General features: G+C 54.3%; 25 protein-coding genes and 1 other annotated feature. Of the genes, 18 read left to right on the top strand and 7 right to left on the bottom strand.

The features are described from left to right. The first annotated feature begins 94 nt into the window (after window positions 1–94). The 3 genes from pdxJ (at window position 95) to KJI95_RS08210 (ending at window position 1,947) form a co-directional block, all read left to right on the top strand. Window positions 95–832, top strand: a complete 738-nt coding sequence (gene pdxJ, locus KJI95_RS08200; protein WP_214506684.1) for a pyridoxine 5'-phosphate synthase — start codon at window positions 95–97, stop codon at window positions 830–832. Continuing rightward, complete coding sequence (acpS, locus tag KJI95_RS08205) at window positions 832–1,215, top strand: holo-ACP synthase (protein ID WP_214506685.1); 384 nt, start codon at window positions 832–834, stop codon at window positions 1,213–1,215. The genes pdxJ and acpS overlap by 1 nt, the downstream gene beginning before the upstream one ends. Window positions 1,216–1,410: 195 nt before the next feature. Then, entirely contained in the window at window positions 1,411–1,947 is a 537-nt protein-coding gene (locus KJI95_RS08210; RefSeq protein ID WP_214506686.1) for an Mpo1 family 2-hydroxy fatty acid dioxygenase, read from the top strand. A 253-nt stretch (window positions 1,948–2,200) separates the two neighbouring features. Here KJI95_RS08210 and KJI95_RS08215 read toward each other — a convergent pair whose 3' ends face one another. Continuing rightward, complete coding sequence (locus tag KJI95_RS08215; RefSeq protein ID WP_214506687.1) at window positions 2,201–3,490, bottom strand: HlyC/CorC family transporter; 1,290 nt, start codon at window positions 3,488–3,490, stop codon at window positions 2,201–2,203. A 95-nt stretch (window positions 3,491–3,585) separates the two neighbouring features. Beyond that, entirely contained in the window at window positions 3,586–4,374 is a 789-nt protein-coding gene (locus KJI95_RS08220) for a cytochrome C assembly family protein (protein ID WP_214506688.1), read from the bottom strand. Between the two features lie 253 nt (window positions 4,375–4,627). Between KJI95_RS08220 and ffh the strand changes: the two genes are divergently transcribed. The 10 genes from ffh to KJI95_RS08270 all read left to right on the top strand — a co-directional run bounded on the left by ffh (window position 4,628) and on the right by KJI95_RS08270 (window position 14,384). Next, the gene (ffh, locus tag KJI95_RS08225; RefSeq protein ID WP_214506689.1) at window positions 4,628–6,001 is read left to right on the top strand and encodes a signal recognition particle protein; all 1,374 of its coding nucleotides are present in this window, start codon (window positions 4,628–4,630) and stop codon (window positions 5,999–6,001) included. Window positions 6,002–6,157: 156 nt separating this feature from the next. Then, entirely contained in the window at window positions 6,158–6,409 is a 252-nt protein-coding gene (gene rpsP, locus KJI95_RS08230; RefSeq protein ID WP_214506690.1) for a 30S ribosomal protein S16, read from the top strand. A 20-nt stretch (window positions 6,410–6,429) separates the two neighbouring features. Further along, on the top strand, window positions 6,430–6,960 hold the full coding sequence (gene rimM / locus KJI95_RS08235; RefSeq protein ID WP_214506691.1) for a ribosome maturation factor RimM: 531 nt from the start codon (window positions 6,430–6,432) through the stop codon (window positions 6,958–6,960). A gap of 15 nt (window positions 6,961–6,975) precedes the next feature. Next, the gene (trmD, locus tag KJI95_RS08240; RefSeq protein ID WP_214506692.1) at window positions 6,976–7,728 is read left to right on the top strand and encodes a tRNA (guanosine(37)-N1)-methyltransferase TrmD; all 753 of its coding nucleotides are present in this window, start codon (window positions 6,976–6,978) and stop codon (window positions 7,726–7,728) included. A gap of 27 nt (window positions 7,729–7,755) precedes the next feature. Further along, window positions 7,756–8,109: a 50S ribosomal protein L19 gene (gene rplS / locus KJI95_RS08245; RefSeq protein WP_214506693.1), complete on the top strand. Its 354-nt coding sequence runs from the start codon at window positions 7,756–7,758 to the stop codon at window positions 8,107–8,109. 515 nt (window positions 8,110–8,624) lie between these two features. Next, window positions 8,625–9,716 (top strand): 3-deoxy-7-phosphoheptulonate synthase, encoded by a 1,092-nt coding sequence (locus KJI95_RS08250; RefSeq protein WP_214506694.1) that lies wholly within the window; start codon window positions 8,625–8,627, stop codon window positions 9,714–9,716. 13 nt (window positions 9,717–9,729) lie between these two features. After that, on the top strand, window positions 9,730–10,869 hold the full coding sequence (gene tyrA, locus KJI95_RS08255) for a bifunctional chorismate mutase/prephenate dehydrogenase (protein WP_214506695.1): 1,140 nt from the start codon (window positions 9,730–9,732) through the stop codon (window positions 10,867–10,869). A 179-nt stretch (window positions 10,870–11,048) separates the two neighbouring features. Beyond that, window positions 11,049–12,713, top strand: a complete 1,665-nt coding sequence (gene hcp / locus KJI95_RS08260) for a hydroxylamine reductase (RefSeq protein WP_214506696.1) — start codon at window positions 11,049–11,051, stop codon at window positions 12,711–12,713. A 52-nt stretch (window positions 12,714–12,765) separates the two neighbouring features. Continuing rightward, window positions 12,766–13,866: an FAD-binding oxidoreductase gene (locus KJI95_RS08265; RefSeq protein WP_214506697.1), complete on the top strand. Its 1,101-nt coding sequence runs from the start codon at window positions 12,766–12,768 to the stop codon at window positions 13,864–13,866. Window positions 13,867–14,012: 146 nt separating this feature from the next. Then, complete coding sequence (locus tag KJI95_RS08270; RefSeq protein WP_214506698.1) at window positions 14,013–14,384, top strand: hypothetical protein; 372 nt, start codon at window positions 14,013–14,015, stop codon at window positions 14,382–14,384. 229 nt (window positions 14,385–14,613) lie between these two features. Here KJI95_RS08270 and KJI95_RS08275 read toward each other — a convergent pair whose 3' ends face one another. Together KJI95_RS08275 and hpf are read right to left on the bottom strand one after the other, a co-directional pair. Then, window positions 14,614–16,587, bottom strand: a complete 1,974-nt coding sequence (locus KJI95_RS08275; RefSeq protein WP_214506699.1) for a chorismate mutase — start codon at window positions 16,585–16,587, stop codon at window positions 14,614–14,616. A 36-nt stretch (window positions 16,588–16,623) separates the two neighbouring features. After that, window positions 16,624–16,750: a sequence feature (Phe leader region), on the bottom strand. Window positions 16,751–16,862: 112 nt separating this feature from the next. Further along, window positions 16,863–17,216, bottom strand: coding sequence for a ribosome hibernation-promoting factor, HPF/YfiA family (hpf, locus tag KJI95_RS08280; RefSeq protein ID WP_214506700.1), 354 nt, complete (start codon window positions 17,214–17,216; stop codon window positions 16,863–16,865). Between the two features lie 289 nt (window positions 17,217–17,505). Between hpf and KJI95_RS08285 the strand changes: the two genes are divergently transcribed. Beyond that, on the top strand, window positions 17,506–18,174 hold the full coding sequence (locus KJI95_RS08285) for a cytochrome b/b6 domain-containing protein (protein ID WP_214506701.1): 669 nt from the start codon (window positions 17,506–17,508) through the stop codon (window positions 18,172–18,174). A gap of 77 nt (window positions 18,175–18,251) precedes the next feature. Here the strand turns inward: KJI95_RS08285 and KJI95_RS08290 are convergent, their stop codons facing one another. After that, complete coding sequence (locus KJI95_RS08290; protein ID WP_214506702.1) at window positions 18,252–18,695, bottom strand: c-type cytochrome; 444 nt, start codon at window positions 18,693–18,695, stop codon at window positions 18,252–18,254. A gap of 186 nt (window positions 18,696–18,881) precedes the next feature. Here KJI95_RS08290 and KJI95_RS08295 point away from each other — a divergent pair, with 186 nt between their 5' ends. Further along, window positions 18,882–19,178 (top strand): Trp family transcriptional regulator, encoded by a 297-nt coding sequence (locus KJI95_RS08295; protein ID WP_214506703.1) that lies wholly within the window; start codon window positions 18,882–18,884, stop codon window positions 19,176–19,178. 114 nt (window positions 19,179–19,292) lie between these two features. On the opposite strand, the gene KJI95_RS08300 is transcribed toward KJI95_RS08295, so the two are convergent. Next, window positions 19,293–19,673: a hypothetical protein gene (locus KJI95_RS08300; RefSeq protein ID WP_214506704.1), complete on the bottom strand. Its 381-nt coding sequence runs from the start codon at window positions 19,671–19,673 to the stop codon at window positions 19,293–19,295. A 125-nt stretch (window positions 19,674–19,798) separates the two neighbouring features. Next, the gene (slyD, locus tag KJI95_RS08305; protein ID WP_214506705.1) at window positions 19,799–20,419 is read right to left on the bottom strand and encodes a peptidylprolyl isomerase; all 621 of its coding nucleotides are present in this window, start codon (window positions 20,417–20,419) and stop codon (window positions 19,799–19,801) included. Between the two features lie 69 nt (window positions 20,420–20,488). On the opposite strand from slyD, the gene KJI95_RS08310 reads away from it, so the two are divergent. From KJI95_RS08310 to thrB, 3 genes are all read left to right on the top strand, one after another. Continuing rightward, window positions 20,489–20,773, top strand: coding sequence for a hypothetical protein (locus KJI95_RS08310; protein WP_214506706.1), 285 nt, complete (start codon window positions 20,489–20,491; stop codon window positions 20,771–20,773). 247 nt (window positions 20,774–21,020) lie between these two features. Further along, window positions 21,021–23,486, top strand: coding sequence for a bifunctional aspartate kinase/homoserine dehydrogenase I (gene thrA, locus KJI95_RS08315; RefSeq protein ID WP_214506707.1), 2,466 nt, complete (start codon window positions 21,021–21,023; stop codon window positions 23,484–23,486). Continuing rightward, window positions 23,483–24,415 (top strand): homoserine kinase, encoded by a 933-nt coding sequence (gene thrB, locus KJI95_RS08320; protein WP_214506708.1) that lies wholly within the window; start codon window positions 23,483–23,485, stop codon window positions 24,413–24,415. Before thrA ends, thrB begins: the two co-directional genes overlap by 4 nt. Window positions 24,416–24,446: the final 31 nt, after the last annotated feature.

Genomic DNA, 24,446 nt, shown 5'->3' on the forward strand with positions numbered 1-24,446 from the left:
GGCAAAAGGTATCAAGCCTTGGGCTTATCCAGTACAATGCCGACAGCAACCAGTTACTGCAGAACCAAAACCAATAATCGTGAAGGAGTACCCGATGAGCCGCATTCTGCTTGGCGTGAACATCGACCATATCGCTACCCTGCGTCAGGTGCGTGGCACCAATTATCCGGATCCTGTGCATGCCGCCGCCGTGGCTGAACATGCCGGTGCCGATGGCATCACCATTCATTTGCGTGAAGACCGTCGCCATATTATCGACCGCGATGTGTATCTGCTGGCCAAGACCCTGAAAACCCGCATGAACTTCGAGTGCGCCGTCACCGAAGAGATGCTGGCTATTGCCTGTGAGGTCAAGCCGACTTATGTGTGTCTGGTGCCTGAAAAACGTGAAGAGCTGACCACCGAAGGTGGCCTCGATGTCGCCGGTCAAAAAGACAAAATCCGCGCCGCGGTCGAGCGTCTCGCCGCCCAGGGCATTCTGGTATCGCTCTTTATCGATGCCGATAAAGCCCAGATTGATGCTGCGAAAGAGGTGGGCGCACCCTACATCGAAATCCATACCGGCCGCTACGCCGAGGCTCACAGTGAAGCCGAAGCCGCTGCCGAGCTTGAGCGCATTGCGTCTATGGCCAAGTATGCCCATGGCCTTGGCATTACGGTAAACGCCGGTCACGGCCTGCATTACCACAACGTGAAGCCAATCGCCGCTATTCCTGAGCTTTACGAGCTCAACATCGGCCATGCGATTGTGGCGCGCGCCGCCATCGATGGCCTCGAGAAAGCCGTACGTGATATGAAGCAGCTTATGCTCGAAGGCCGCCGGGGCGAGTAATGGCACTGCTGGGGCTCGGCACCGACATCGTTGAGATAAGCCGCATTCAGGAGCACCTTGAGCGCAGCGGTGAGCGGCTGGCCAAACGGGTACTGACCGAGGCTGAAATGGCGCTTTTTGTCGCCAGCGGTCATCGCGAGCGCTATCTTGCCAAGCGCTTTGCCGCCAAAGAAGCGGTCGCCAAGGCGCTGGGTACCGGCATAGGTCGCGGCGTGTCGTTTCAGCACATCGAAACTTACAGCAGCGACACGGGCGCGCCCATGGTGCGCCTGACCGACGGAGCCAGGGCCCGCCTTGATGCTCTCGGCGCAACCAGCGTTCATCTGTCGATTGCCGATGAGCGCCATTACGCGGTGGCGACGGCCATCATCAGTTCGGATTAAGCCTTACTGTGCTGAATCATTTGAGAGAGGGAGCCTGGCTCCCTTTTTGTTTTTTAGGCCGAAATCTGCTCAGTGTTTTACTTGTCAGCGCAAAGGCTTCCTGATTTACTGGTACAAATGTACAGGTTTTCGGGGCGACAGTCTGTCGCTGGCGCCCCCAGTTGGCTGTAAAAATGATAAGCTCAGGAGCAACAGATGAAATCGGCCGTCGACCAGCTTGCGCGCTACAAGAGCGTGCATCTTAATCCCACCAATATCAAAACCCATTTTGTCGGTATTCCACTTATCATCTGGTCGGCCTTTGTCTGGCTCGGATTACTGCGTTTTGAGTTGGCAGGCTTTGGCGTGGCAAGTGCGGCCATGGTGTTTACCTTAGTGGTGCTGGCCTATTATGTGATGCTGCATGTGCGCCTGGCGGTGGGGATGCTGCTCTTCATCCTGCCTGTGCTCTACACCTCGGATAAAATGGCGATGCTGCCCAATGCCGGCTGGATAGCGGCGGCGGTGTTTGTTATCGGCTGGGTGTTTCAGCTTATCGGTCACAGATACGAAAAGGCCAAGCCTGCCTTTATTGATGATTTAACCCAGCTGTTGATAGGCCCTTTTTTCTTGATGGCGGAGCTTTACTTTGCGCTCGGGCTCGAAAAGGCGCTCGATAAAGAAATCACCCCCAAGGCCATTGCCGCACGGCGGGCGCTGGAAGCCGAGCGCAAGACCAAAGCAAAAACTTAAGACCAAAGCAAAAACTTAACGCCAAAGCGCAGTAATGGCGGGGCAAGCACACTGCTATTTGTTCAGGGCTATTTAAATGTAGCCGGTTGCACTGAGCGACTTACTCAGCGCGACTTGCACAGCGCTTCAGGCACATCCCAGCGAGTGAAGAGTGAATTGAATAGCAAAAAGGACGCGATGGCGTCCTTTTTTGTGAAGCTTCTTCACACCTGTTTCAGCCGGGCTTGGCCCGCTTGTGTGGCGATTAGCGCTGTCAGTCTGATTTGCCGACCCGGCCCGGCGCCTGATACAGGTTGGGCTGAACCCGCACTGTTTTTACCATGTTTTCGGCCACTTCCATCACTTCGATGGGGTAACCCTCGAGGCGCAAACTGGTGTTGGGGGCGGGAATGTCTTCAAGATACTCAAGAATAAGGCCGTTTAAGGTCTTGGGCCCGTCGGTGGGCAGGTCCCACTTCATTTCTTTATTGAGCTCACGGATGTTAATACCGGCATCAATCAGCAGGCTGCCATCTTCCTGAGGGAAGATTTCATCGCTGGCGGTAGGCGCCATCGAGGTGGTGAAATCGCCGACGATTTCTTCGAGAATGTCTTCCAGCGTCACCAGCCCCTGAATGTCGCCGTATTCATCGACCACAAGCCCGATGCGCTCTTTGTTTTGCTGAAAATTCGCCAGCTGCACGTTGAGCGGCGTACCCTCAGGCACAAAATACAGCTCTTTTACCGCCCGCAGCAGCGTCGATTTACTGAACTGCTCCTTGGATTGCAGCCTTAGCGCATCGCGCAGGTGAATAAAGCCCACCGCATCGTCTATGGTGTCGCGGTACACCAGCACCCGGGTGTGCGGGCTTTGAATGACCTGGCGGTTAATTACCTTGAAATCATCGTTGACGTTAATGGCGTAGATTTCGGCGCGGGGGATCATGATGTCTTCCACCGTCACCTTTTCAAGATCGAGAATCGAGAGCAGCATGTCCTGGTGGCGCTGCGGAATAAGAGCGCCAGCCTCGTGCACCACGGTGCGAAGCTCTTCCTGACTCAGTGCGTCATTGGTGGCGACATTGGTAACGCCTATCAGCCGCAAAATCGATGACGTGATGATGTTCATGACCTTCACCAGCGGCAGCATCACCATCAATAGCCAGCGAAGCAGAAAGCTTGATGGGTAGGCGATGCGCTCTGGGTGCAAGGCGGCCAGGGTTTTTGGCGTCACTTCGGCAAACACCAGCACTAAAACAGTGAGCACGCCGGTGGCGATGGCAACGCCGAGATCGCCCCAAATGCGCATGCCAATCAGGGTGGCGATGGCCGAGGCTGAGATGTTAACCAGGTTATTGCCAATCAGGATAAGGCCAATCAGGCGGTCGGGGCGGTCGAGCAGTTTAAGTGCCCGTTTGGCACCTTTGTGGCCGCTGCCGGCGAGGTGGCGCAGGCGGTAGCGGTTGAGCGACATCATCGCGGTTTCTGAGCCCGAGAAGAAGGCTGAGACAAGAATTAACACCAGCAGCGTCAGCAGCAGTGTTCCGGTCGATATCGATTCCAAGCAAAGGCTCCATTAAGGCCGTGAGATGTAAGTAAATACTGGCAATTGGCGGGGGTGTCAAGTAAACAGGGGGCCAAAGGCCCCCTGTCAGATGCTTAACTCAGAATAAGTTCTTTCACTATCCTGGCGCCGAAATAGGCGAGCGACAGTAAGGTCGCGCCTGTAAGGGTATAGGCGATGGCGGTGCGGATGCGACAGCCCACAGTGTATTGCTGCCACAGCATAATGATGTACACAAACCAGGCCATGATGGACAAAATCGCCTTATGGCCTTTGCCTTCGGCAAACATGTCATCGAGGAAGATAAAGCCGGTGGCAAGCCCAAGGCTCAGCAGAATCACCCCGATAATCACCAGATGATACAGCTGCTTTTCAACCGTCATCAGCGGCGGCATCGCCGGGCTTAACATAAATTGCTTTTGCTTGAGCTTTTTCTGGATCATCGCCAGCTGAATGGCATAGAGCGCGGCAATCATCAGCGCACTGTAGGCCATCAGCGACAGCACTACGTGGGCCAGCACTTCGGGGTTGTGCTCAAAGTGGGTGATGTACTTGGGCGGCAGCAGCCACAATAGCGCCACCGACAGCACCGAGCACGCGTACACCACTGGCACCACCACAATCACCTTGAGTCGGAAAATCAGGATGCTGAAGGTAAAGGCGATTATCCAGTTAACCAGCGAAATCACATTGGTGAGGCTGAAGTTTTGACCATCATCGGTGAAGATGGCCTGCTGCAGCGCAGCAGCATGCAGTACCACGGCAATCGAGGCGACGGCCGCCACGGCGCGCCGGTTCGGGCCTTCGGCGTGGAACAACCGGCTGGTCACCAAAATAAGGGCGATACAATAGAAGAACATGGCCGAGGCAGAAAAAAGAACCATGGGAGATCAACCTGCTTTGTAGTTTCTCTAAGCTTCGCGTGGCGAAAGCGGGATTGCGGATTTGGAAACTAGAATAACACGAGCTTTGAGGAAATGGGCAGTGATGTGGATTGCAAATTTTAGCCAATTCTGATTGTTAGCTGCGCTTTATTGCCATCGCGGCTTAGCCGCGCGTTTTGGCAGGTAGCATAAACCGCTGGCATCGCTATAATACCAGCCAACTTTGACAATTCTTAAAGGTTAGCACTGGACGATGTTTGAGAACCTGACCGACAGACTGTCGCGTACGCTGAAGAATATCAGTGGCCGCGGTCGCTTAACGGAAGACAACATTAAAGACACCCTGCGCGAAGTGCGCATGGCGCTGCTCGAGGCCGACGTGGCCCTGCCGGTTGTCCGCGAATTCGTAAATGCCGTTAAAGAGCGTGCGGTAGGCCAGGAAGTGGCCAAGAGCCTGACGCCGGGCCAGGTGTTTGTAAAAATCGTCCAGAGCGAGCTTGAAAAAGCCATGGGTGAGGCCAATGAGGCCTTGAACCTGGCTGCCCAGCCGCCGGCGGTGATCATGATGGCCGGTCTGCAGGGTGCGGGTAAAACTACCTCTGTGGCCAAGCTGTCCAAGTTCCTGCGTACCCGCCAGAAGAAATCTGTGTTGGTGGTGAGTGCCGACGTTTACCGTCCGGCCGCTATCAAACAGCTTGAGACCCTGGCAAACGAAGTGGAAGTGGAATTCTTCCCATCCGATGTGAGCCAAAAGCCCATCGACATCGCCAATGCGGCGATTGGTCACGCCAAACGTAAATTCATTGATGTGGTCATTCTCGATACCGCCGGCCGTCTGCACGTAGACGAAGCCATGATGGACGAGATCAAGGCGCTGCACGCGGCGGTTAAGCCCATCGAGACCTTGTTCGTGGTTGACGCCATGACAGGTCAGGACGCCGCCAACACCGCCAAGGCATTCAATGAGGCCCTACCACTTACAGGTGTGGTGCTGACCAAGGTCGACGGTGATGCCCGTGGTGGTGCTGCGCTGTCTATCCGCCACATTACAGGTAAGCCGATTAAGTTCCTCGGTGTCGGCGAAAAGACCGATGCGCTGGAGCCATTCCATCCGGACCGCGTTGCCTCGCGTATTCTCGGCATGGGTGATGTGCTCTCCTTGATTGAGCAGGTTGAGCGCGGCGTCGATAAAGAAAAGGCCATGAAGCTTGCCTCCAAGGTAAAGTCAGGTGGCAATTTTGACCTCGAAGATTTCCGCGAGCAGCTGCAGCAGATGAAAAACATGGGCGGCATGATGGGGCTGATTGAAAAGCTGCCCGGTGTCGGCCAGTTGCCTCCCGAGGCCATGGCACAAATTCAGGACGGCAAAATGACCCGCCAGATGGAGGCGATTATCAACTCCATGACCCCGGGTGAGCGCCGTAACCCCGATATCATCAAGGGTTCACGCAAGCGTCGTATCGCGGCTGGTTCAGGCACCGAAATTCAGGACGTTAACCGTCTGCTCAAGCAGTTTACCCAGATGCAGAAGATGATGAAAAAGATGTCTTCCAAGGGTGGAATGCAAAAAATGATGCGCGCCATGGGCGGTATGATGCCCGGCGGCATGAAGTTACCCGGGCGTTAACCCCGGTAAGGTGCAGCCGGAAAATTGGCCAAATCCGGTTGCATTCGCCTGAAACTCAGGTAAAATTCGTCGGCTTTCTTGCTGGGACTCTACCGCGAACACGGGGTTCCAGTTTTTATTTTTGCTTCGTGCAAATCATTAGAGGACAAAAAACGCATGGTTACCATTCGTTTAGCTCGCGGTGGCGCTAAAAAGCGTCCATTTTACAACATCGTAGTTACTGACACTCGCAACGCCCGTGACGGCCGTTTCATCGAGCGCGTTGGTTTCTTCAACCCACTGGCCAAAGGTCAGGAAGAAACTCTGCGTCTGGATCTGGATCGCGTTGATTACTGGGTTGGCACTGGTGCCAGCACTACCGATCGCGTAGCCAAGCTGATCAAAGACGCCCGTAAAGCTGCTGCTTAATGGCGTAAAGGTATAGTTTGATGAGCAGTAACCAACAGCCGATAGTAGTGGGCAAAATCGGCTCCTGCTATGGCGTTAAAGGTTGGCTGAAGATCACGGCCTATACCGATTCCGTTGAAGGTATTTTTGACTACTCTCCCTGGTATCTTAATGAACAGGGGAAGTGGCGCGAAGTGAAGGTCTCCCAGTGGCGTTTTCATGGTAAGTCAGTTGTGGCTGCCCTTGAAGGCGTGAATGACCGGGATCAGGCCCAGATGCTCACTAACTGTGAGATTGGGATCCTGGCAGAGCAAATGCCCGCGTTGCCCGCAGACGAGTTCTACTGGCGCGACCTGATTGGCTGCACTGTGATCAACACCAAGGGCTACAACATGGGTGAGGTTGAGCAGATCCTGGAAACAGGCTCCAACGACGTACTCATGCTGAAGGCCAACGCCAAAGATGCTTTCGGCAAAACGGAGCGTATGATTCCGTTTCTTCCCGACCAGTTCGTCCTTGAGATAAAACTGGCGGAAAAACAGATTATTGTGGATTGGGATCCTGACTTCTAAATCGAGGTGCCAAACATGTGGTTAGGGGTTGTTACCCTGTTTCCCGAAATGTTTCGTGCCATCACTGATTTTGGGGTCACGGGTCGGGCCATCAAGAGTGGCCTGCTGGAGTTGCACACGTGGAATCCCCGTGATTTCACCCATGACCGGCACAATACCGTGGACGACCGACCTTACGGCGGCGGCCCGGGAATGCTGATGATGGTGCAACCACTGAAAGATGCCATCCAGGCTGCCCGTGCGGCGGCTGGTGACGGTGCCAAGGTGATTTATCTGTCTCCTCAGGGGCGCAAGCTGACACAGCGTGGCGCGGCTGAACTGGCAGGTTCACAGAAGTTGATTTTGGTGTGTGGTCGCTACGAAGGTATCGATGAGCGCATCATTCAAACCGAAGTGGACGAGGAGTGGTCAATCGGTGATTACGTGCTCTCGGGCGGCGAATTACCGGCAATGACCCTGATCGATGCAGTATCTCGTCTGGTGCCCGGCGTGCTCGGGAAACAGGCGTCAGCGGAGCAGGATTCCTTCTCCGACGGCTTGCTCGATTGTCCTCATTACACCCGGCCCGAATCTTTGGATGGACTTGATGTACCGGCAGTGTTGCTTGGCGGTCACCACGAAGACATTAGACGCTGGCGTCTTAAACAAAGTCTCGGAAGAACTTTTTTAAGAAGGCCGGAATTATTTGAAAATCTAGCTCTGACTGACGAACAAACTCGCCTTCTGGCCCAGTTTGTCGACGAAATGGAAAGTCCACAGAAGTCGTAGCTCAGTTAATCCTAGTATGGAGTTTACATGAACAACATCATCAAGATGCTCAACGATGAGCAAATGAAAAAAGACGTTCCTGATTTTGGCCCAGGTGATACCGTAGTGGTTCAGGTACGTGTTAAAGAAGGTGACAAAGAGCGTCTGCAGGCCTTTGAAGGCGTTGTAATCGCCAAGCGTAACCGTGGTCTGCACTCTGCCTTTACCGTTCGTAAGATTTCTAACGGCGAAGGTGTTGAGCGTGCTTTCCAGACTCACAGCCCTCTGATTTCCAGCATCGAAGTTAAGCGTCGTGGCCGCGTTCGTCGCGCCAAGCTGTACTATCTGCGTGATCGTTCAGGTAAATCTGCACGTATCCGTGAGAAGCTGGCGACCAAGTAATCGCCTGAATAAGACGCAAGTGTTCGCACATAAACCCGCCCTCGTGGCGGGTTTTTGTTTGTCCGGCTACCCGCTGGCTGTTTTTTGCTTGTCAGCGTAGACGTTTGCTTTTTTGCGTAGAAATTTGCTTTGGCGTTTGGCAACGTTTTGATTGTTGATGCCTCGCTCTTATACCCGCCAATTCTCTTTAGGCTCACAGCTCGCCAGTTCAACGCCTTTCAGCCCCAAGACTTTCTGTTCAAAAACTTTCTCTCCAAAGACCGAGCGCACCACGCAAGCCTGCTCAGCATTACAGTCAGCATCAGGCTCAAAATACGGTTACTACTGATCCTGTATCCCCTGAATAGGATTTTTGATGAAATTTCATCAACTGGCCTTGCACTGACCCGGTGAAACGGGCACACTGTGTTTTCGATGTAATGGTGTAGCATTACAAAAATACAGATTGCGAGATGCAACTAATCAACGGCGTAGTCGGTGGGGCGACGTCAGCGGTAAATACGGAAGGTGATCCCATGCAGCAAGATACCATCAACAATGTGCACATCAGCGCCGAGAAGGTGCTTATCACGCCACAGGAACTCAAGCGCGAGCTGCCATTGTCGGATCACGGCTACCAATATATTCTGCGCTCCCGCCGCACCGTGGCTGACATAGTGCACAAGCGCGATCCACGCCTGCTGGTCGTAACCGGCCCCTGTTCCATCCACGATATCGCTGCCGCCAAGGAATACGCGCTCAAACTCAAAAAATTGCATGATGAGCTTAAAGACGAGTTTTTTATTCTGATGCGGGTGTACTTTGAAAAACCGCGCACCACGGTTGGCTGGAAGGGCATGATTAACGACCCTGACATGGATGAGTCCTTTGATGTGGAAAAGGGGCTGCGTCTTGCGCGCGAGCTGATGATTTTCCTTGCCGAGCTTGAACTGCCGGTGGCCACCGAGGCGCTCGACCCTATCAGCCCCCAGTACATTTCTGAGCTGGTGACCTGGTCTGCCATTGGTGCCCGTACCACTGAGTCTCAAACCCACAGGGAAATGGCGTCCGGTTTGTCCATGCCGGTCGGCTTTAAAAACGGTACCGATGGCAAGCTTGATGTTGCCATTAACGCCATGAAGTCTGCCGCCAGCGGTCATCGTTTTATGGGGATCAATCAGGAAGGCCAGGTTGCGCTGCTGCAAACCAACGGTAATCCCGATGGCCATATCATCCTGCGTGGCGGCAGCAAGCCTAACTACGACGCCGCCAGTGTGGCCGAAAGTGAGGCGCAGGTGCGCTGGGCGGGGCTTGAACCTAAGCTGGTGATCGATTGCAGCCACGGCAACTCATCAAAAGATCACAACCGTCAGGGTCCGGTGTGCCGTGATGTATTTGAGCAGGTGGCCCGCGGCAACAATGCCATTATCGGCGTAATGTTAGAGAGCCACCTCAGTGCCGGTAATCAGCCCTGCGACAAACCCCTGTCTGAACTTAAATACGGTGTGTCGGTTACCGATGCCTGCATTGACTGGCAAACCACAGATGCGCTGCTGAAGGAAGGGGCACAACTGCTCACTTCAGTGATCCCGAGCCGATTTGCTATGCTGAAGGCCGCCAATGGCTGACAGGATATTTGATATGACCGAAAAGACCACCGCCGAACTTGAGAAACTCAGAGGCCTGATTGACAGTGTCGACAGCCAGCTGTTGTCGCTGCTGCGTAAACGCCTCGATTTGGTGGCCCAGGTTGGCACAGTCAAGCATGCCGCAGGCTTGCCGATTTATGCCCCAGCGCGGGAGGCGGCCATGCTCGGCAAGCGCCGCGCCGAAGCCGAGGCAATGGGCGTGAATCCGCAATTAATTGAGGATGTACTGCGCCGTTTGATGCGCGAATCTTACATGAGCGAAAAAGACGTTGGCTTTAAGCAGGTAAACCCCGAGCTTGGCCATATCGTTATTGTCGGTGGGCAGGGCCAGCTTGGCCGGGTGTTTGCGCAGATGTTTGCCCTGTCGGGTTATGAGGTGCGCCTGCTCGATAAAGACGACTGGGATCATGCCGGTGACATGTTTAACGGCGCAGGCCTGGTGCTGGTGACAGTGCCGATAGGCGCAACCTGCTCACTCATACGTGAGCGCCTTGGCAACCTGCCCGATGAGTGCGTGCTTGCCGACCTCACCTCCATCAAAGGCGCGCCGCTCAAGGCGATGCTGGAAACCCACAAGGGCCCTGTGGTGGGATTGCACCCCATGTTTGGCCCCGATGTCGGCAGCCTTGCCAAGCAGGTGGTGGTGGTGTGTCACGGCCGCGGCAGTGACAAATATGGCTGGCTGCTTGAGCAGATTGGTATTTGGGGCGCGAGGCTTGTCGAAGCCGATGCTGCCCGTCACGATAAGGCGATGCAGCTGGTACAGGCGATGCGCCACTTTTCCTCGTTTGTGTATGGTCTGAATCTTTGCCGCGAGCAGGCGGATATCGACACCCTGCTTGAGTTCAGCTCGCCTATTTACCGGCTTGAACTTGCCATGGTTGGGCGTCTCTTTGCCCAGAAAGGCGAGCTGTATGCCGACATTATCTTCGCCCAGGAGGAGAGCCTGACCGCCATTTCAGATTTTCTCGATAATTACCGAGACGCACTGGAATTACTGAAAACCGGCGACAGAGCAGGCTTTATTGAGCGCTTCAATGAGGTGTCAAACTGGTTCGGTAATTACTCCCAGCAGTTTCTCACCGAGAGCCGCGCCATGCTGCAATCGGTCAATGACATGCGCTCGGTATAAGCTGCTGTAATTGCAATAAGAAGCGCCGTATTTGGCGCTTTTTTCTTTGTAAATCAGCAACTCCTTAAGATGATCCGCTTCAAGGAATCACTATTTGCTGCTTTTTAAATGCGGCAATATGCGTATGCTCTGCCAATAACATGCATAAATAAAGCATGAAACAACAAGGAGCATTCGTCGTGTTTTGTATTCAATGTGAGCAAACCATTCGTACCCCTGCCGGCAACGGTTGCAGCTATGCCCAGGGCATGTGCGGCAAGCTGGCGTCTACTTCTGATCTGCAGGATCTGCTGATTTACATGCTTAAAGGGGTTTCCGCCTGGGCGGTTAAGGCCCATGAATTGGGACTGCCTCCCTCTGAGGCCGATACCTTTGTGCCCAAGGCTTTTTTTGCGACCCTGACCAATGTGAATTTCGATGACGAGCGCATCATAGCGTACGCGAAAGAGGCCGAGGCGCTGCGCAATGAGCTTAAAGCCCAATGCATTGTGGCCGCTGAAAAGAAAGGTTTGCGCCTCGAAACTCTGCCTGACAGCGCTTCTTTGTTGCTCGGCACTTCAAAGCCTGAGCTGCTGGAACAGGCAAAAGCGGCTCTGCCGAATCTGGGTAAGGACGAGATCCACGAAGATGTGATGGCATTGAGACTGCTGTGCCTTTACGGCCTCAAAGGCGCGGCCGCCTATATGGAACATGCCCGGGTGCTTGAGCAGCAATCTGCCGAGATTGCCGCCGAGTTTCACCGTATTATGGCGTTTCTTGGCACCGACAGCGTGGATGCCGACGCCCTGCTTAAGGCCGCCATGGACATAGGTCAGCTTAACTTTAAAGTGATGGCTATGTTGGATGAGGGCGAAACCGCCGCCTTCGGGCATCCCGAGCCTACTTTGGTCAACACCAAGCCAGTGAAGGGCAAGGCCATTCTGGTATCGGGCCACGATATGAAGGATCTGGAGCTTATTCTGCAGCAAACCGAGGGCAAGGGAGTTAACGTTTACACCCACGGTGAAATGCTGCCAGCGCTTGCATACCCTGCATTTAAAAAGTATCCACATCTGGCGGGTAACTATGGCAGCGCCTGGCAAAATCAGCAGAAGGAATTTGCCAACTTCCCCGGCGCTGTGGTGATGACCTCCAACTGCATTATCGACCCCAACGTGGGCCAGTATGCCGAGCGTATCTTTACCCGCAGCATTGTTGGCTGGCCGGGTGTGGTGCACCTCGATGGCGATGACTTTTCGGTGGTGATCGATAAGGCGCTGCAACTCGAAGGTTTCTCTTATGATGAAATACCCCACCAAATCACCATAGGCTTTGCCCGCAATGCCCTGATGGCGGCGGCCCCTGCGGTGGTTGAAAACGTGAAAAATGGCAGCATCCGCCATTTCTTCCTGGTGGGCGGCTGCGACGGTGATAAGGCCGAGCGCAGTTACTTCACCGATTTTGCCAAGGCCACGCCGAAAGACAGCCTGATCCTGACCCTGGGCTGCGGTAAGTACAAATTCAACAAGTTGGACTTTGGCGATATTAATGGCATTCCAAGACTGCTGGACATAGGTCAGTGCAACGATGCTTACTCGGCAATTCAGCTGGCACTTGCTCTGTCGGAGGTGTTCGAGTGCGATATCAACGAGTTGCCTCTGAGTTTGGTGCTGTCCTGGTTTGAGCAAAAGGCGATAGTTATCCTGCTGACCTTATTGTCGCTGGGGGTAAAAAACATCCGCACCGGCCCAACGCCGCCAGCGTTTCTCACTCCCAACCTGCTGAAGGTGCTCGAGGATAACTTCGGCCTTAAAAATACCACCACGGTAGAGGCCGATTTGAACGCGATTCTGAACGTCGCCTGAGTGGCTATAAGACGGCGCCATGCGCCGTCTTTTTGTATTGGGGAAATTATTGATGAGTCATAACCGGGACGCGGCCTTACTGGCCGCCAAACCCTGGCAGGATTTGCCGCACAGCACCATTTTTCGCCTTCGCTGTATCGAACGGATTGAGGAAACCCACGATGTGGTGACCTTCCGCTTCGACGCGCCGGGCGAGCCTGTGCGCTTTAGCTATAAACCGGGGCAATTTATCAGCCTGCTACTGGAGATTGGCGGCGAGCCGCACTGCCGGGCATATACCATCTCGTCCTCTCCCTCCAGGCCGTACAGTATCAGCATTACTGTAAAGCGGGTGACGGGAGGGAAGGTCTCCAATTATCTGATAGATAACCTAAAACCAGGGTATGTGATGGATGCCAAGGGGCCGGCCGGTGGCTTTAATCTGGTGGATATTCCCGCCGATAGGTTTCTGTTTCTGAGTGCTGGTTGTGGCATTACGCCCATGTTCAGCATGAGCCGTTGGCTTACGGATACCCGCATTGGCGCCGATATCGCCTTTATCCACAGTGCCAAAACCCGGGACGATATAATTTTCGGGCCCAGGCTTAAGGCGATGGCGCAAAATCATCGCAGTTTTCGCCTTGGATACCTGCTCGAAACAGGCGAGTGCCCGGATTGGGACTTTGCTTTGGCACTGCCGGGCAGGTTAACGGCAAAGGCGCTGGATCTTATGGTGAGTGACTGGCGGGAGCGTACTCTTTATGTCTGTGGTCCTGACGGCTATATGGCGGCGGTGGCGGGTATGCTGACAGCAGCAGGCTTTGATATGGCGCGTTTTCATCAGGAGAGCTTTGGTGCTGCAACTGCCGCTACGGGAGATGAGGGTGCCGACATAGGCGAAAACAAAGGCGAAAGCAAAGGCTTTGTGCTGACCATCGGCAATATGCTGCAACCGCTGGGGGAGAGCGGAATTTTGCTTGACGGGATTGAAGCGCTGAAATTGCCGATTATCGCAGCCTGTCGCAGTGGTGTTTGCGGTGCCTGCAAGTGTCAGGTGCTGGAAGGTGAGGTTGAACGTATATCTGAAATGACCCTGACTGAGGATGATAAGGCAAAGGGTATGGTGCTCGCGTGCTCTACCCGTGCCCTTAGCGATGTTCGGCTTAAGCTTTAAGTCAGTATGCTGAAATATACTTGGCTTTTCGCGGGCCTTGGTTGCGCTTTTACCGATGGGAAAGTAAGGTTAATTCAGGGCCGCAAACAAGTTGCTTGCTAACGGTTCATTTTTACCGCCCCTTGTCAGTACTACCGGAGCACACCATGGCCCAGTTGAGTTTGCCCCACACCACCGCCCAGGACACCAGCCTTATCCACATCCAATATGGCCTGATGAGCGCCTTTGTGTTGCTGCTGCCGGTGATGATTGCGCTGCTGCTGAATTTGTCACTGCGCAAAAGTGACTGCTGCGCGATATGCGTGACGCACCTGAAATGGCAGCGAAACTCAATGTTGGGATTGGTCTTTGGTGCTGCACTTTGGTACTGGCTTCCCAGCGGCTGGCTTGCGGCATCCGTGCTTGTGGGAGTGCTTGCCTGGTTTGTACTCAGGATAGTGAAGGGCTGGGTCAGTTTGATTGATGGGGTGGCCATTCAGCCGCCGCGCAGTCAGGTAGCAGCAAGCTCGATTGACTGAGCGGAATGAATCGGGGCCAAATCAGTTCAATCAGATTGGTTAAATCAGCATTGGTTCAATCAGCATTGGTTCAATCAGCATTGGTTCAATCAGCATTGGTTCAATCAGCATTGGTTAGACAACGCTAGGATAAGCGCAAAATTAGCACACCAGATACACCAAAGGGGCCCGTTGGCCCCTTTTCCATTGGTACTGTCAGTTATCAGGTTCCGTCAGTCAGCTGGTGAAGTCAGATAAAAAACTGGCGTAGGGTTTCGCCGATATGATTGTCGGCTATCGGGGCGTCCAGGGTTACATCCAGTACCAAACCATCGGCGCCAAGGTGTTTAACAGCCTTAGCCTGCCGTGGGCAGGCATCCGCGCTGACCGCATAACTTGGATTTACCAGCACCGGCAGGTGGCTTCTCGCTTTAAGCTCCACCAAGCCCGCCAAATCGAGCGTCGCAAGGCTGCTGCTCTTAAAGCTGCTCACGCCGGATTCACACAGCATCAGCTGCTGATTGCCTGCGCCTAATATGATATCGGCCGCGCCAAGCAGCTCGTCGATGTCGGCCATGGTGTTGCGCTCAAGTACCACCGGCAGATGCAGTTTACCCACGCGCTCAAGCAGCGGCCGGTTGAACATCTGTTTGCCCTTGATGAGGATAAGCTCGACCCGTGAGAGGGCATGTTCAAGCTCCTCTTCCTTATCGATTGCGGCGGCCGTGATAAGGCCAAACTTCTCAGCCGCTTTGGCGCAGGCATCCAGCGCCTTGGCGGGGTTTGGCTGCTCAGCGAGCTGACTTAACACTAAACCGGCAAACCCTGCGGCCTTGATCTGCTTAAGAAAGGGCTCAAAGCCTTCCAGGGTTTGCGGCAGCGGCAGCTGCGCCAGCGCACCGGTATGGCCGTTGCCAAGAAGCAGTGAACCAGCCACAGCCTCACTGAGGCTTGCTTTGTAAGCGAGGCTGTGACGTGCAGGCTCGGCGGCGCTTGGGTGTGGTTTTGTAGCTGGCGGCGCATCTGCGCGAAAATGCTCAGGCTCAATCAACAGCTGGGCGTTCGACAGCTGGGTCGGCGCCACGGTTTCACAGGGATAGCAGCCCAGCACCTTGATAAAGCGGGTGATGCGCTCAAGCTCTTTGAGTGCCAGCTGCATCGGCGGGCTTGCCAGATTGGCATCAATGTCGAGGTAAAACATCTCTTCCCACGGCGTGCCGGGAATAGGGCGGCTCTCGAGCTTACTCATGTTGAGGTTGTTGGCTTTGAGCACCAGCAGGGCTTCTACCAGGGCGCCGGGTTTCTGGCCGGTAGCCATGATTAGGGTGCACTTGGCAGGCAGCTGCTCAGGAACCGCCACGGCCTTACGGGCCACCACGATAAAGCGGCTCTGGTTGACCTTTTGGTTGGCAAGACCCTTTTCAATGGCTTCGAGCTGATAGAGCGCGCCGCCTTCGGCGCTGCCAATGGCGGCGACATCGTTGCCTGCAGCGGCCTGCACCTTTTCCATGGCTTCGGCGCTGGAGGCGCAGTACTCAAGTCTCACGCCCGGATGGCGGGCAAGATAGCGGCTGCACTGGCTGATGGGCTGCGGATGGGCATACAGGGTCTTGATATCGCTTGCTTTGGTGCCGGGTTTGGCAAGTAAGCAGTGGCCCACTTCGATGGTGGTTTCACCGACGATGGCAAGGCTGGTGTGCTGCAGCACATCGTACACTTCGTTGATGGAGCCGGACGAAGTGTTCTCAATTGGCAAAAAGCCATAATCGGCATGGCCGGATTCCACCGCTTGCACGATTTCATCAAAACTCTGGCAGCCCAAATCCACCATGTCCACCTGACGGCGCTGGCAATAACGGTTGGCGGCAAGGTAAGAGTAAGAGCCACGGGCGCCAAGGTACGCGATGCAATACTGCTGCTTTTGAGTCTCGGGGTTGGCACGGCCATGGAGATAGGCCTGCTGATTGAGCACTGAGTCTTCGATAATGCTCTGGTACAGCTGCATCACAAAATGGGGATCCAGCCCTTGCTCACGACCTTTTTGCACCAAACGTGCGAGCAGCTCGCGCTCGCGCTGGGTGTCCCGCACCGGCCGTACATCCACTTCTTTGCTGCGCGCCACTTCCAGACTCAGCTCACGCCGTCTGGCCAGCAGTTGCAGCACAGTGTTGTCGATGTCGGTGATTTGCTCCCGGGTTTCGCTCAGGGGCTGTGGTTTATCCATACTGACCTCTGTTTTTGAATTACTGCATCGCCATCCAACAAAAAAGCCTCCCTTTTTTGGAGGGAGGCTTTTGAATTTTCACTTTCGTTTTTACACAGAAAATCCGCCTCCACAGGGGAAGTGAATAAAAAAGAAAGTAAAAACGGCGAATACGAATGTGTTCATGGCCCTTAAAACTAATGGTCGATGCCGGGGGTGTCAATCAAAAAATAATCAGGTGTGCAATAAAATGAAAGCGCACCCGAAGGTGCGCTTAGGCGTGAGACTAATTGCGGTCAAGCTGCGTATTCCTCCTCGTAGTCATCATCCAAGTCGGCTTCCTCGACAACCTCTGCGGTGTCAGTGCGCTTGGCTTCGGGTTTGTGGATCAGGCGATTAAGCTGCTTCTCGAGCTTCTGTCCCATGGCCGTAATGGCTGCATACAGGTTTTCATGCTTCGCCTGGGCAAATAAATCTCCTTGTGGCACGCCTACTGAGGCTTCAATCTTAAAGAGGGCTTTCTCCTGGCTGATAATCACATGGGGATTAATCAGCTGCACATCCAGACGGGATAACTTCTCAAAACGGCTCTCTACACGTTCACGGATGGGAGCAGTAACTTCGAACTGTTTGCTGGTAATTTTCAACATATTGTCGAACCTCTTTTTGTTTCCGTGACTCCAGACTACCAAGCTGCCCAAGCAAAGTCGTGAACAAAATCACGTTTTTTCAAGGCGATATTTTCGTTCGCTTCATATTTGAGCGCTTGGTTAAAAATGCGGGAATTTGCCCCGAAAAGGCTTGAACCCCTGGGAAAAGGGGCGCATATTCGAATGGATAACTCACCCCTGCTTACATTCCTTTTCTTCTCTTTCCCTCCTGATTTGATTACCATCCCGATACTTTTTCAGGCGGTTTGCAGAGTGTTCGGAGGTTGTAATGACACACGCCAGGGTGTGGGATTTGCCGACAAGGCTGTTTCATTGGTTGATGGTAGCGCTGCTTGGCCTGCTGTGGTGGAGTGCCGAGGTCGGTGAGATGCAGTGGCATCAGGTGTTTGCTTATGCACTGATGGCGCTGGTCCTGTTCAGGCTGCTGTGGGGCTTTATTGGCAGCGATACGGCCAGATTCAACCATTTCCTGCATCATCCGTTAACCGTTATTCAGTATGCCAAAGCCGCAGCCAGCAAAGGTGTTAAAGGCCATCATGGCCATAATCCGCTGGGTGGTTACATGGTCATGACCATGCTGCTGGTGCTGCTGGTGCAGCTTGGCAGCGGACTTTTTGCCACCGATGAGGTGTTTACCGAAGGGCCGCTGGTGAGCATGGTCAGCAGTGACACCGCCTCCTGGCTCACCTGGCTGCACAAGCGCAATTTCGATTTGCTGCTTATTCTTGCGGCGGTACATGTGCTGGCGGTCGTTGCGCATATCATCAAGGGTGACCGATTGCTCGGCGCCATGTTTACCGGCAAGCGACACAGGGATGATATAGGTGTGAATGAGAGCCTTTCGTTTGCGCCGCTGTGGAAAGCCTTGGTGCTGTTGGCGCTGGTGCTGGCTCCTGTGGGCTACCTTTTGCTGTGGCCGTCCGTTAAAGGTCTTTGATTAATAAGCTAAAATTAGCAAGATTAAATAAACAAAAAGCCTGCGATTGCAGGCTTTTTTGTCATACAAGCAAGGGATTAGTCTTTCTTGTAGTTATCGTGACAACCTTTACAGCTCTTGCCTGTGTTGGCAAAGGCAGCCTTGATAGCGTCTTTGTCGCCACCTTTGGCCACTTCAGCCAGCTTGGCGGCGTTGTCCTGGAACTCGGTCATGCGGCTGTCGAAATCGGCTTTGTTTTCCCAAATCTTTGGCAGCGCATCGGTTTTACCCTTGTCTGAGCCATCGATAAAGCCTTCGGCTGGCAGCTTGGACAGGGCGGCGACGTTGGCAGCGCGCTGGGCGAATACGTCGGCGTTAAATTCCTTTTTGCCTTTGAGCATGGCGCTCATATCGCCAAATTGATAAGCGATCAGGCCAAAGGCTGATTCGCGATAGTGAATGGCGTCGTCGGTGCTCTCAAAGTTGTTGGCAGTGGCGCCGAAAGCGGCCAGAGCGCTCAAGCAAAGCAGTACTTTTTTCATTGTTATTCATCCTTGTGCAAAATGATTCAAGGGAGTAAAGCGCCCCATTCTACCTGTATCGGCAATAAACTAAACAGCGCAATTTGTTAGATTTTGTAAGGTGGCGGCCAAGTGCAGGGGATTTGTTTGTCTATGGCGGCCTTGATACACTCTGGCACGACAAAGGCACCTGAATAAGAGGACAATATGCGGGCATCCTGGGATCTGGTAATCGAAAAAATTCTGACCCATCCGGACAAAAGCGAGTTGGTGACTCTGTTTCAATTGCTGCTGACCGAGGAAGAGCGCGGCGCCATTGCCGGCCGGCTCAAGGTGTTTCAATTACTGCTGGCCGGCGAGCTGAGTCAGCGGCAAATCGCAGCTGAATACCAAATCAGTATTGCAACCATTACCCGCTGCTCCAATTACTTAAAGCACATGACGGACGCAGAGCGCGCCGCCATTGCCAATCTTATCGTTACTGAGCCAACTGACATTCGCTGAGCCTTGCGGCTGCATGCTTTTGTTGCTGATTGTGCTACTGGTTGTGTTACTGCTGCGCCTTGAGGTTCAGACAGCCTGAACGTGCAGGTACCTTCACCTGTCTACTGATGCCTGTCAGCGGTTGCCCCGCGGCGATGGGATCTGGTGATGGCGATAGTTGGCGCGGCTTGCCAGTACATACAGGGAATAGGCCATCATGGCGAGGGATGGCAATATCATCCAACTCGCATCCGGCATACCCAGCAGCATGGCGCTCAGCGCCAGGCACAGAAAGGGAAACAATTCATACAATGACTTGGGCCAACTGCCTTTTTTGCGTTTTCGGCTTGGGTCGGTGCGGCGATTGTCAGAGCGCATGATGTAAATTTTGGCTCCGGCAAAAAACAGCACCAGCCCGGCTGAAATGGTCAGCGGGGTGCGCTGCCAGAACAGGGTGGTGGCAGCGGCAATCATGCAAAGATAGGGCAGGCTCTCATAAAAGGGGCGGCTCAGCATTGGTCTCTCCTTGACGAGTTCAATTACGGCAATCCATGCCAACCAGCCCATTTTAGACCCAAAAGAAAACGCCGGCCAAAAAATGACCGGCGTTTTTTAATAATTTCCGACTATCGGTTGGCTTTTCAGCCGCGGCAACCGCAGCCGCCGTTACCATCGCAGCCAGGTTTGGCTTCTTTTTCTTCGTCGTGGGCACAGTGACCATGGTCGTGATCATTGCCATGTCCGCCGCAGCAGCCGCCTTCATCGTGGTGATGGTGGTGACCACCACAACCGCCGCCGTGGGCGTGAATGTGGCCATGGGCCACTTCTTCGGCGCTGGCTTCACGTACGTCCATCACTTCAACGTAGAAGTTCAGTGACTGACCGGCGAGTGGGTGGTTACCGTCAACCACTACGCTGTTGTCCAGCACTTCGGTAACCTGAACCGGACGCTGACCCATTTCGGTTTCGGCAATAAAGCGCATGCCGGGCACTATGTCTTCGATATCACCAAAGGCGGCCAGTGGCACTTCCTGACGCAGGCTGTCGTGGTATGGGCCATAAGCCTGTTCGCAGTCGATGGTCACTTCGATGATTTGACCGGCTGCTTTGCCTTCGAGTGCAGATTCCAGACCCGGGATCAGGTTCTCGGCACCGTGCAGGTAAACCATGGGATCGGCCTCAAAAGAGCTTTCAATCAGCTGGCCTTGCTGGTCGCTCAAGCGATAATGAATGGTTACCGCGCTGTGCTTAGTGATATTCATACTGCCTCCATATACGCAATGTGGGCGCATGATACTAAGGATTTGCGCCTCAGGCGATGATTTACATCAGTGATTGTTAACTTACGCAGCTTTTTTCACAGTCTTGTTAAAGCGGTCGTGCAAAGGTGCTGTGGGGCTACTTTTGCCCCTGTGGTTGCGCGTTGCGGTGTTTTTAATAATGCACAAATTCATTTTTCTTTAAAATTAACACATTACGGAATTGCGCGTTATTGGTTAACCTTTACGTTAAGTGAGGATGATGTCAGCGAACTCATCATTTTTGTATGGTATTTTCATTCCGGGGAACCAATGATTGCAGGATATGAAATATTGTTGCCGATCTGTAAAAAATAATTAAATGCAGGGGTTGACAAGAATTGCCGTTCCGAGCAATTCTGTGTCCACAGCTTAAATCAGGACGTGACCACTCACATGTATCAGTTCAATGTAGTAACCACCATTATTACTACCACCACCATTACCATAATGGGGGCGGGCTGATTACACCCTGACGAAAGATTCAAAACAACAAGCCCGCTCCCCCCAAGGAGCGGGTTTTTTGTTTCCGGGGATTCGGCGAGGCAGGATGGAGTAGCGAAGTATGAAAGTAATGAAGTTTGGAGGCACCTCCCTTGCCAACTGGGGACGGTTTGAGATGGCCGCGGCTATCATCGCCAAGGCAGCAGAAGAGACTCAGGTCGCCGCAGTATTGTCGGCACCCGCCACCGTCACCAACGGTTTGCTCGAAATGGTCGATGTGGCCGTTGCGGGCGGTGATTTTAACGCAGTGCTGGAGCGGGTGAGAGGCGTGTTTGTCCGGCTCTACACTGAAGCATGCGACACCCATGCTGCGATAAGCCGCGATGCGCTGTTTGCCGCGCTCGATGCCCAGGTTGACGCCTGGCAAACCCGTCTGCAGGGCATTCATCTTCTTGGTGAGTGCCCCGACAGCGTGCGGGCAGAAATCGTGGTTGCCGGTGAGCGGCTGTCGAGCGAGCTGATGGTGGCGCTGATGAATGCCCGCGGGCTTGGCAGCGACAAACTCGACCCGCGCGCGCTGTTTCTGGCCCAGGGTACACCGCTTGAATCTGTCGTGGATATCGCCGTCAGTAAGCCGCGTTTCAAGGCGCTGCCACTTGCAAGCAAGCGGGTGTGGGTGATGCCGGGCTTTACCGCTGCTGACAGCGATGGCCGCACCGTAACGCTTGGGCGCAATGGCTCGGACTATTCCGGCGCTGTGCTGGCCGCTTGCCTGGATGCGCAAAGCTGTGAGATCTGGACCGACGTTGATGGGGTATACAACACCGACCCGCGTGTGGTGGCCGATGCCAAACTGCTGTCGCAGCTTTCTTATCAGGAGGCGATGGAGCTGTCGTATTTCGGCGCCAAGGTGCTGCATCCCAAAACCATCGCACCTATTGCCCAGTTTCATATTCCCTGCTACATCAAAAACAGTTTCAATCCGTCGGCACCCGGCACTTTGGTGTCCAATGCCGCCGATACCACAGGTCTTGAAGTGAAAGCCATTTCAAGCCTTGATCATCAAACCATGTTTGATGTGTCTGGCCCCGGCATGAAAGGCATGGTCGGCATGGCGAGCCGTACCCTTGGTGCCATTGCCCGCGCCGGAGTGTCGGTGTCGCTTATCACCCAAAGCTCCTGCGAGTATTCCATCAGTTTTTGCGTGTCGCAAAAAGATGCCGTCAAGGTGCGCAGCGCACTTGAGCAGGAATTTGAGCTCGAACTTAAGAGCGAGCTGCTGGAGCCGCTGGAAATGCGCGATGCGCTCGCGATTGTGTCGCTTATCGGCGATGGCATGCGCACCCACAAGGGCGTGGCGGCGAAGTTTTTCTCGGCACTGGCCCAGGCTGGGGTAAACATTGTGGCGATTGCCCAGGGCTCTTCCGAGCGCTCTATTTCTGCCGTGATTGAGCAGCGCAAGGTGCACAAGGCCATCGGTGCCTGCCATCAGCGCTTTTTCGATGTGCAGCAATATCTGGATCTGTTTTTGGTGGGCGCCGGCAATGTGGGCGCGGCACTGCTCAAGCAGGTTAAGGCTCAGGCTGAGGCGCTTAAAGAGCAGCACATCAGTATCCGGGTGTGCGGCATCGCCAACTCCCGTCGCATGTTGCTGGATGAAAAGGGCATTGAGCTTGGCAATTGGCAGGCACTGCTTGCAGACTCGGAAAAAGCCTGTGACATCAGCGCTATGGTGCAGTGGGCCAAAGAGCAGCAACTGCTTAATCCTGTGCTGGTGGATTGCACCTCATCGTCTGATGTGGCGGACCGCTACCTTGAGGTGATGGAAGCGGGCCTGCATGTGGTTACGCCGAACAAAAAAGCCAACACCCGCGAGCTTGGATTTTACCGCGCGCTTCGTGATGCGGCGCTCAAGCACAGACGTCAGTTTTTGTATGAAACCAACGTCGGCGCCGGGCTGCCCGTGATAGATAACCTGAAAAAGCTGCTGTGCGCAGGGGATAAGCTGCATAAATTCAATGGAATACTTTCAGGTTCGCTGTCGTTTATTTTCGGTAAGCTCGATGAAGGCATGAGTTTGTCTGAGGCGACTGCCATCGCCCGTGACAAGTGCTTTACCGAGCCTGATCCCCGCGACGACCTGTGTGGTATGGATGTGGCGCGCAAGGTGCTGATTTTGGCCCGTGAAGTAGGCATGGCGCTTGAGCTTGACGATGTGGTGGTGGATTCTGTGTTGCCGTCATCCTTCGACTCGTCCGGCGATGTCGATACCTTTATGGCCAATCTGCCCAAGGCCAATGCCGAAATCGCAGCAAGGGTGGAAGCGGCGCGCAGCGAAGGTAAAGTGCTGCGCTATGTCGGGCAGATAGATGAGTCTGGCTGCCGGGTGAGTATTCAGGCGGTTGGGCCGGAAGACCCGCTTTTCAGCGTGAAAGGCGGCGAGAATGCGCTGGCGTTTTACAGCCGTTATTACCAGCCCATCCCGTTGGTGCTGCGCGGTTATGGCGCCGGTACCGATGTGACTGCCGCTGGCGCCTTTGCCGATTTATTGCGTACCCTGAATTGGACCCGAGAGGTGGGTTTATGAGTTTGACTGTATATGCCCCGGCTTCCATGGGTAACGTGGGTGTGGGATTTGATTTGCTCGGCGCCGCATTGGCGCCGATAGATGGCAGTTACCTTGGTGACAGGGTCAGTATCGAAAAAGCAGATTCAGGTATTGAGCTTGCACTTGCCGGTGCCTGGGCCCATAAGCTGCCGGGCAACCCCGCGGATAACATTGTGTGGCAGTGCGCCGAGTTCTTTTTACAGCGCCTTGGCAAAGAAGGTGAGGGCGTTAAGCTTACCCTTGAGAAAAACCTGCCGGTTGGCAGTGGGTTAGGTTCGAGCGCGAGCTCAGTGGTGGCGGCGCTTTATGCGCTCAATGAGCATTTCGACCGGCCCTTTGATGAGCAGGCGCTGCTGGCGCTGATGGGCGAATTTGAAGGGCGGATCAGCGGTTCGGTGCATTACGATAACGTGGCACCCTGCTACCTTGGCGGCATGCAGCTGATGCTGGATTTGCCGGGCCGCATCTGTGAGGCGATTCCGAGTTTTGAGAATTGGTACTGGGTGGTGGCGTATCCCGGCATTTCGCTTTCAACCGCGAAAATGCGCGCACTGATGCCCCCTGAGTACGCGAAATCTGTGGTCATCGATTTTGGCCGTAACCTGTCGGCCTTTGTTCATGCGTCGTACCGTCAGGACGAGGCGCTTGCCATCGCGGTGCTTAAGGATGTGCTGGCGGAGCCCTATCGCGCGCCGGCTATTCCGGGTTACAACGAGGCACGTGAAGCGCTGAACTCACTCGGCATGCTGACCACTGGTATTTCCGGCAGTGGCCCGACGCTGTTTTCCGTCAGCAGCTGTTTAAAAACCGCCGAGGCCGCCAAGGCCTGGCTTGAATCCCATTATCTCACCGACGGCGGTTTTGCCCATGTGTGCCGCCTCGATATGCTGGGAACCCGCGCTGTGTGATGTGATAATGGGCTGATATCCCGCGACTTTG

The organism is Shewanella jiangmenensis, assembly GCF_018596335.1.
In the GTDB taxonomy this organism is placed as follows: domain Bacteria; phylum Pseudomonadota; class Gammaproteobacteria; order Enterobacterales; family Shewanellaceae; genus Shewanella; species Shewanella jiangmenensis.

Bases quoted from the DNA above. Each gene is read 5' to 3' on its own strand.
- KJI95_RS08300 (WP_214506704.1), bottom strand. From the start codon at position 19,673: ATGCTGAGCCGCCCCTTTTATGAGAGCCTGCCCTATCTTTGCATGATT.
- trmD (WP_214506692.1), top strand. From the start codon at position 6,976: ATGTGGTTAGGGGTTGTTACCCTGTTTCCCGAAATGTTTCGTGCCATC.
- KJI95_RS08250 (WP_214506694.1), top strand. From the start codon at position 8,625: ATGCAGCAAGATACCATCAACAATGTGCACATCAGCGCCGAGAAGGTG.
- thrB (WP_214506708.1), top strand. From the start codon at position 23,483: ATGAGTTTGACTGTATATGCCCCGGCTTCCATGGGTAACGTGGGTGTG.
- rpsP (WP_214506690.1), top strand. From the start codon at position 6,158: ATGGTTACCATTCGTTTAGCTCGCGGTGGCGCTAAAAAGCGTCCATTT.
- KJI95_RS08220 (WP_214506688.1), bottom strand. From the start codon at position 4,374: ATGGTTCTTTTTTCTGCCTCGGCCATGTTCTTCTATTGTATCGCCCTT.
- rplS (WP_214506693.1), top strand. From the start codon at position 7,756: ATGAACAACATCATCAAGATGCTCAACGATGAGCAAATGAAAAAAGAC.
- acpS (WP_214506685.1), top strand. From the start codon at position 832: ATGGCACTGCTGGGGCTCGGCACCGACATCGTTGAGATAAGCCGCATT.
- slyD (WP_214506705.1), bottom strand. From the start codon at position 20,419: ATGAATATCACTAAGCACAGCGCGGTAACCATTCATTATCGCTTGAGC.
- rimM (WP_214506691.1), top strand. From the start codon at position 6,430: ATGAGCAGTAACCAACAGCCGATAGTAGTGGGCAAAATCGGCTCCTGC.
- ffh (WP_214506689.1), top strand. From the start codon at position 4,628: ATGTTTGAGAACCTGACCGACAGACTGTCGCGTACGCTGAAGAATATC.
- pdxJ (WP_214506684.1), top strand. From the start codon at position 95: ATGAGCCGCATTCTGCTTGGCGTGAACATCGACCATATCGCTACCCTG.
- KJI95_RS08270 (WP_214506698.1), top strand. From the start codon at position 14,013: ATGGCCCAGTTGAGTTTGCCCCACACCACCGCCCAGGACACCAGCCTT.
- tyrA (WP_214506695.1), top strand. From the start codon at position 9,730: ATGACCGAAAAGACCACCGCCGAACTTGAGAAACTCAGAGGCCTGATT.
- KJI95_RS08295 (WP_214506703.1), top strand. From the start codon at position 18,882: ATGCGGGCATCCTGGGATCTGGTAATCGAAAAAATTCTGACCCATCCG.
- KJI95_RS08265 (WP_214506697.1), top strand. From the start codon at position 12,766: ATGAGTCATAACCGGGACGCGGCCTTACTGGCCGCCAAACCCTGGCAG.
- thrA (WP_214506707.1), top strand. From the start codon at position 21,021: ATGAAAGTAATGAAGTTTGGAGGCACCTCCCTTGCCAACTGGGGACGG.
- KJI95_RS08275 (WP_214506699.1), bottom strand. From the start codon at position 16,587: ATGGATAAACCACAGCCCCTGAGCGAAACCCGGGAGCAAATCACCGAC.
- hpf (WP_214506700.1), bottom strand. From the start codon at position 17,216: ATGTTGAAAATTACCAGCAAACAGTTCGAAGTTACTGCTCCCATCCGT.
- KJI95_RS08285 (WP_214506701.1), top strand. From the start codon at position 17,506: ATGACACACGCCAGGGTGTGGGATTTGCCGACAAGGCTGTTTCATTGG.
- KJI95_RS08210 (WP_214506686.1), top strand. From the start codon at position 1,411: ATGAAATCGGCCGTCGACCAGCTTGCGCGCTACAAGAGCGTGCATCTT.
- KJI95_RS08290 (WP_214506702.1), bottom strand. From the start codon at position 18,695: ATGAAAAAAGTACTGCTTTGCTTGAGCGCTCTGGCCGCTTTCGGCGCC.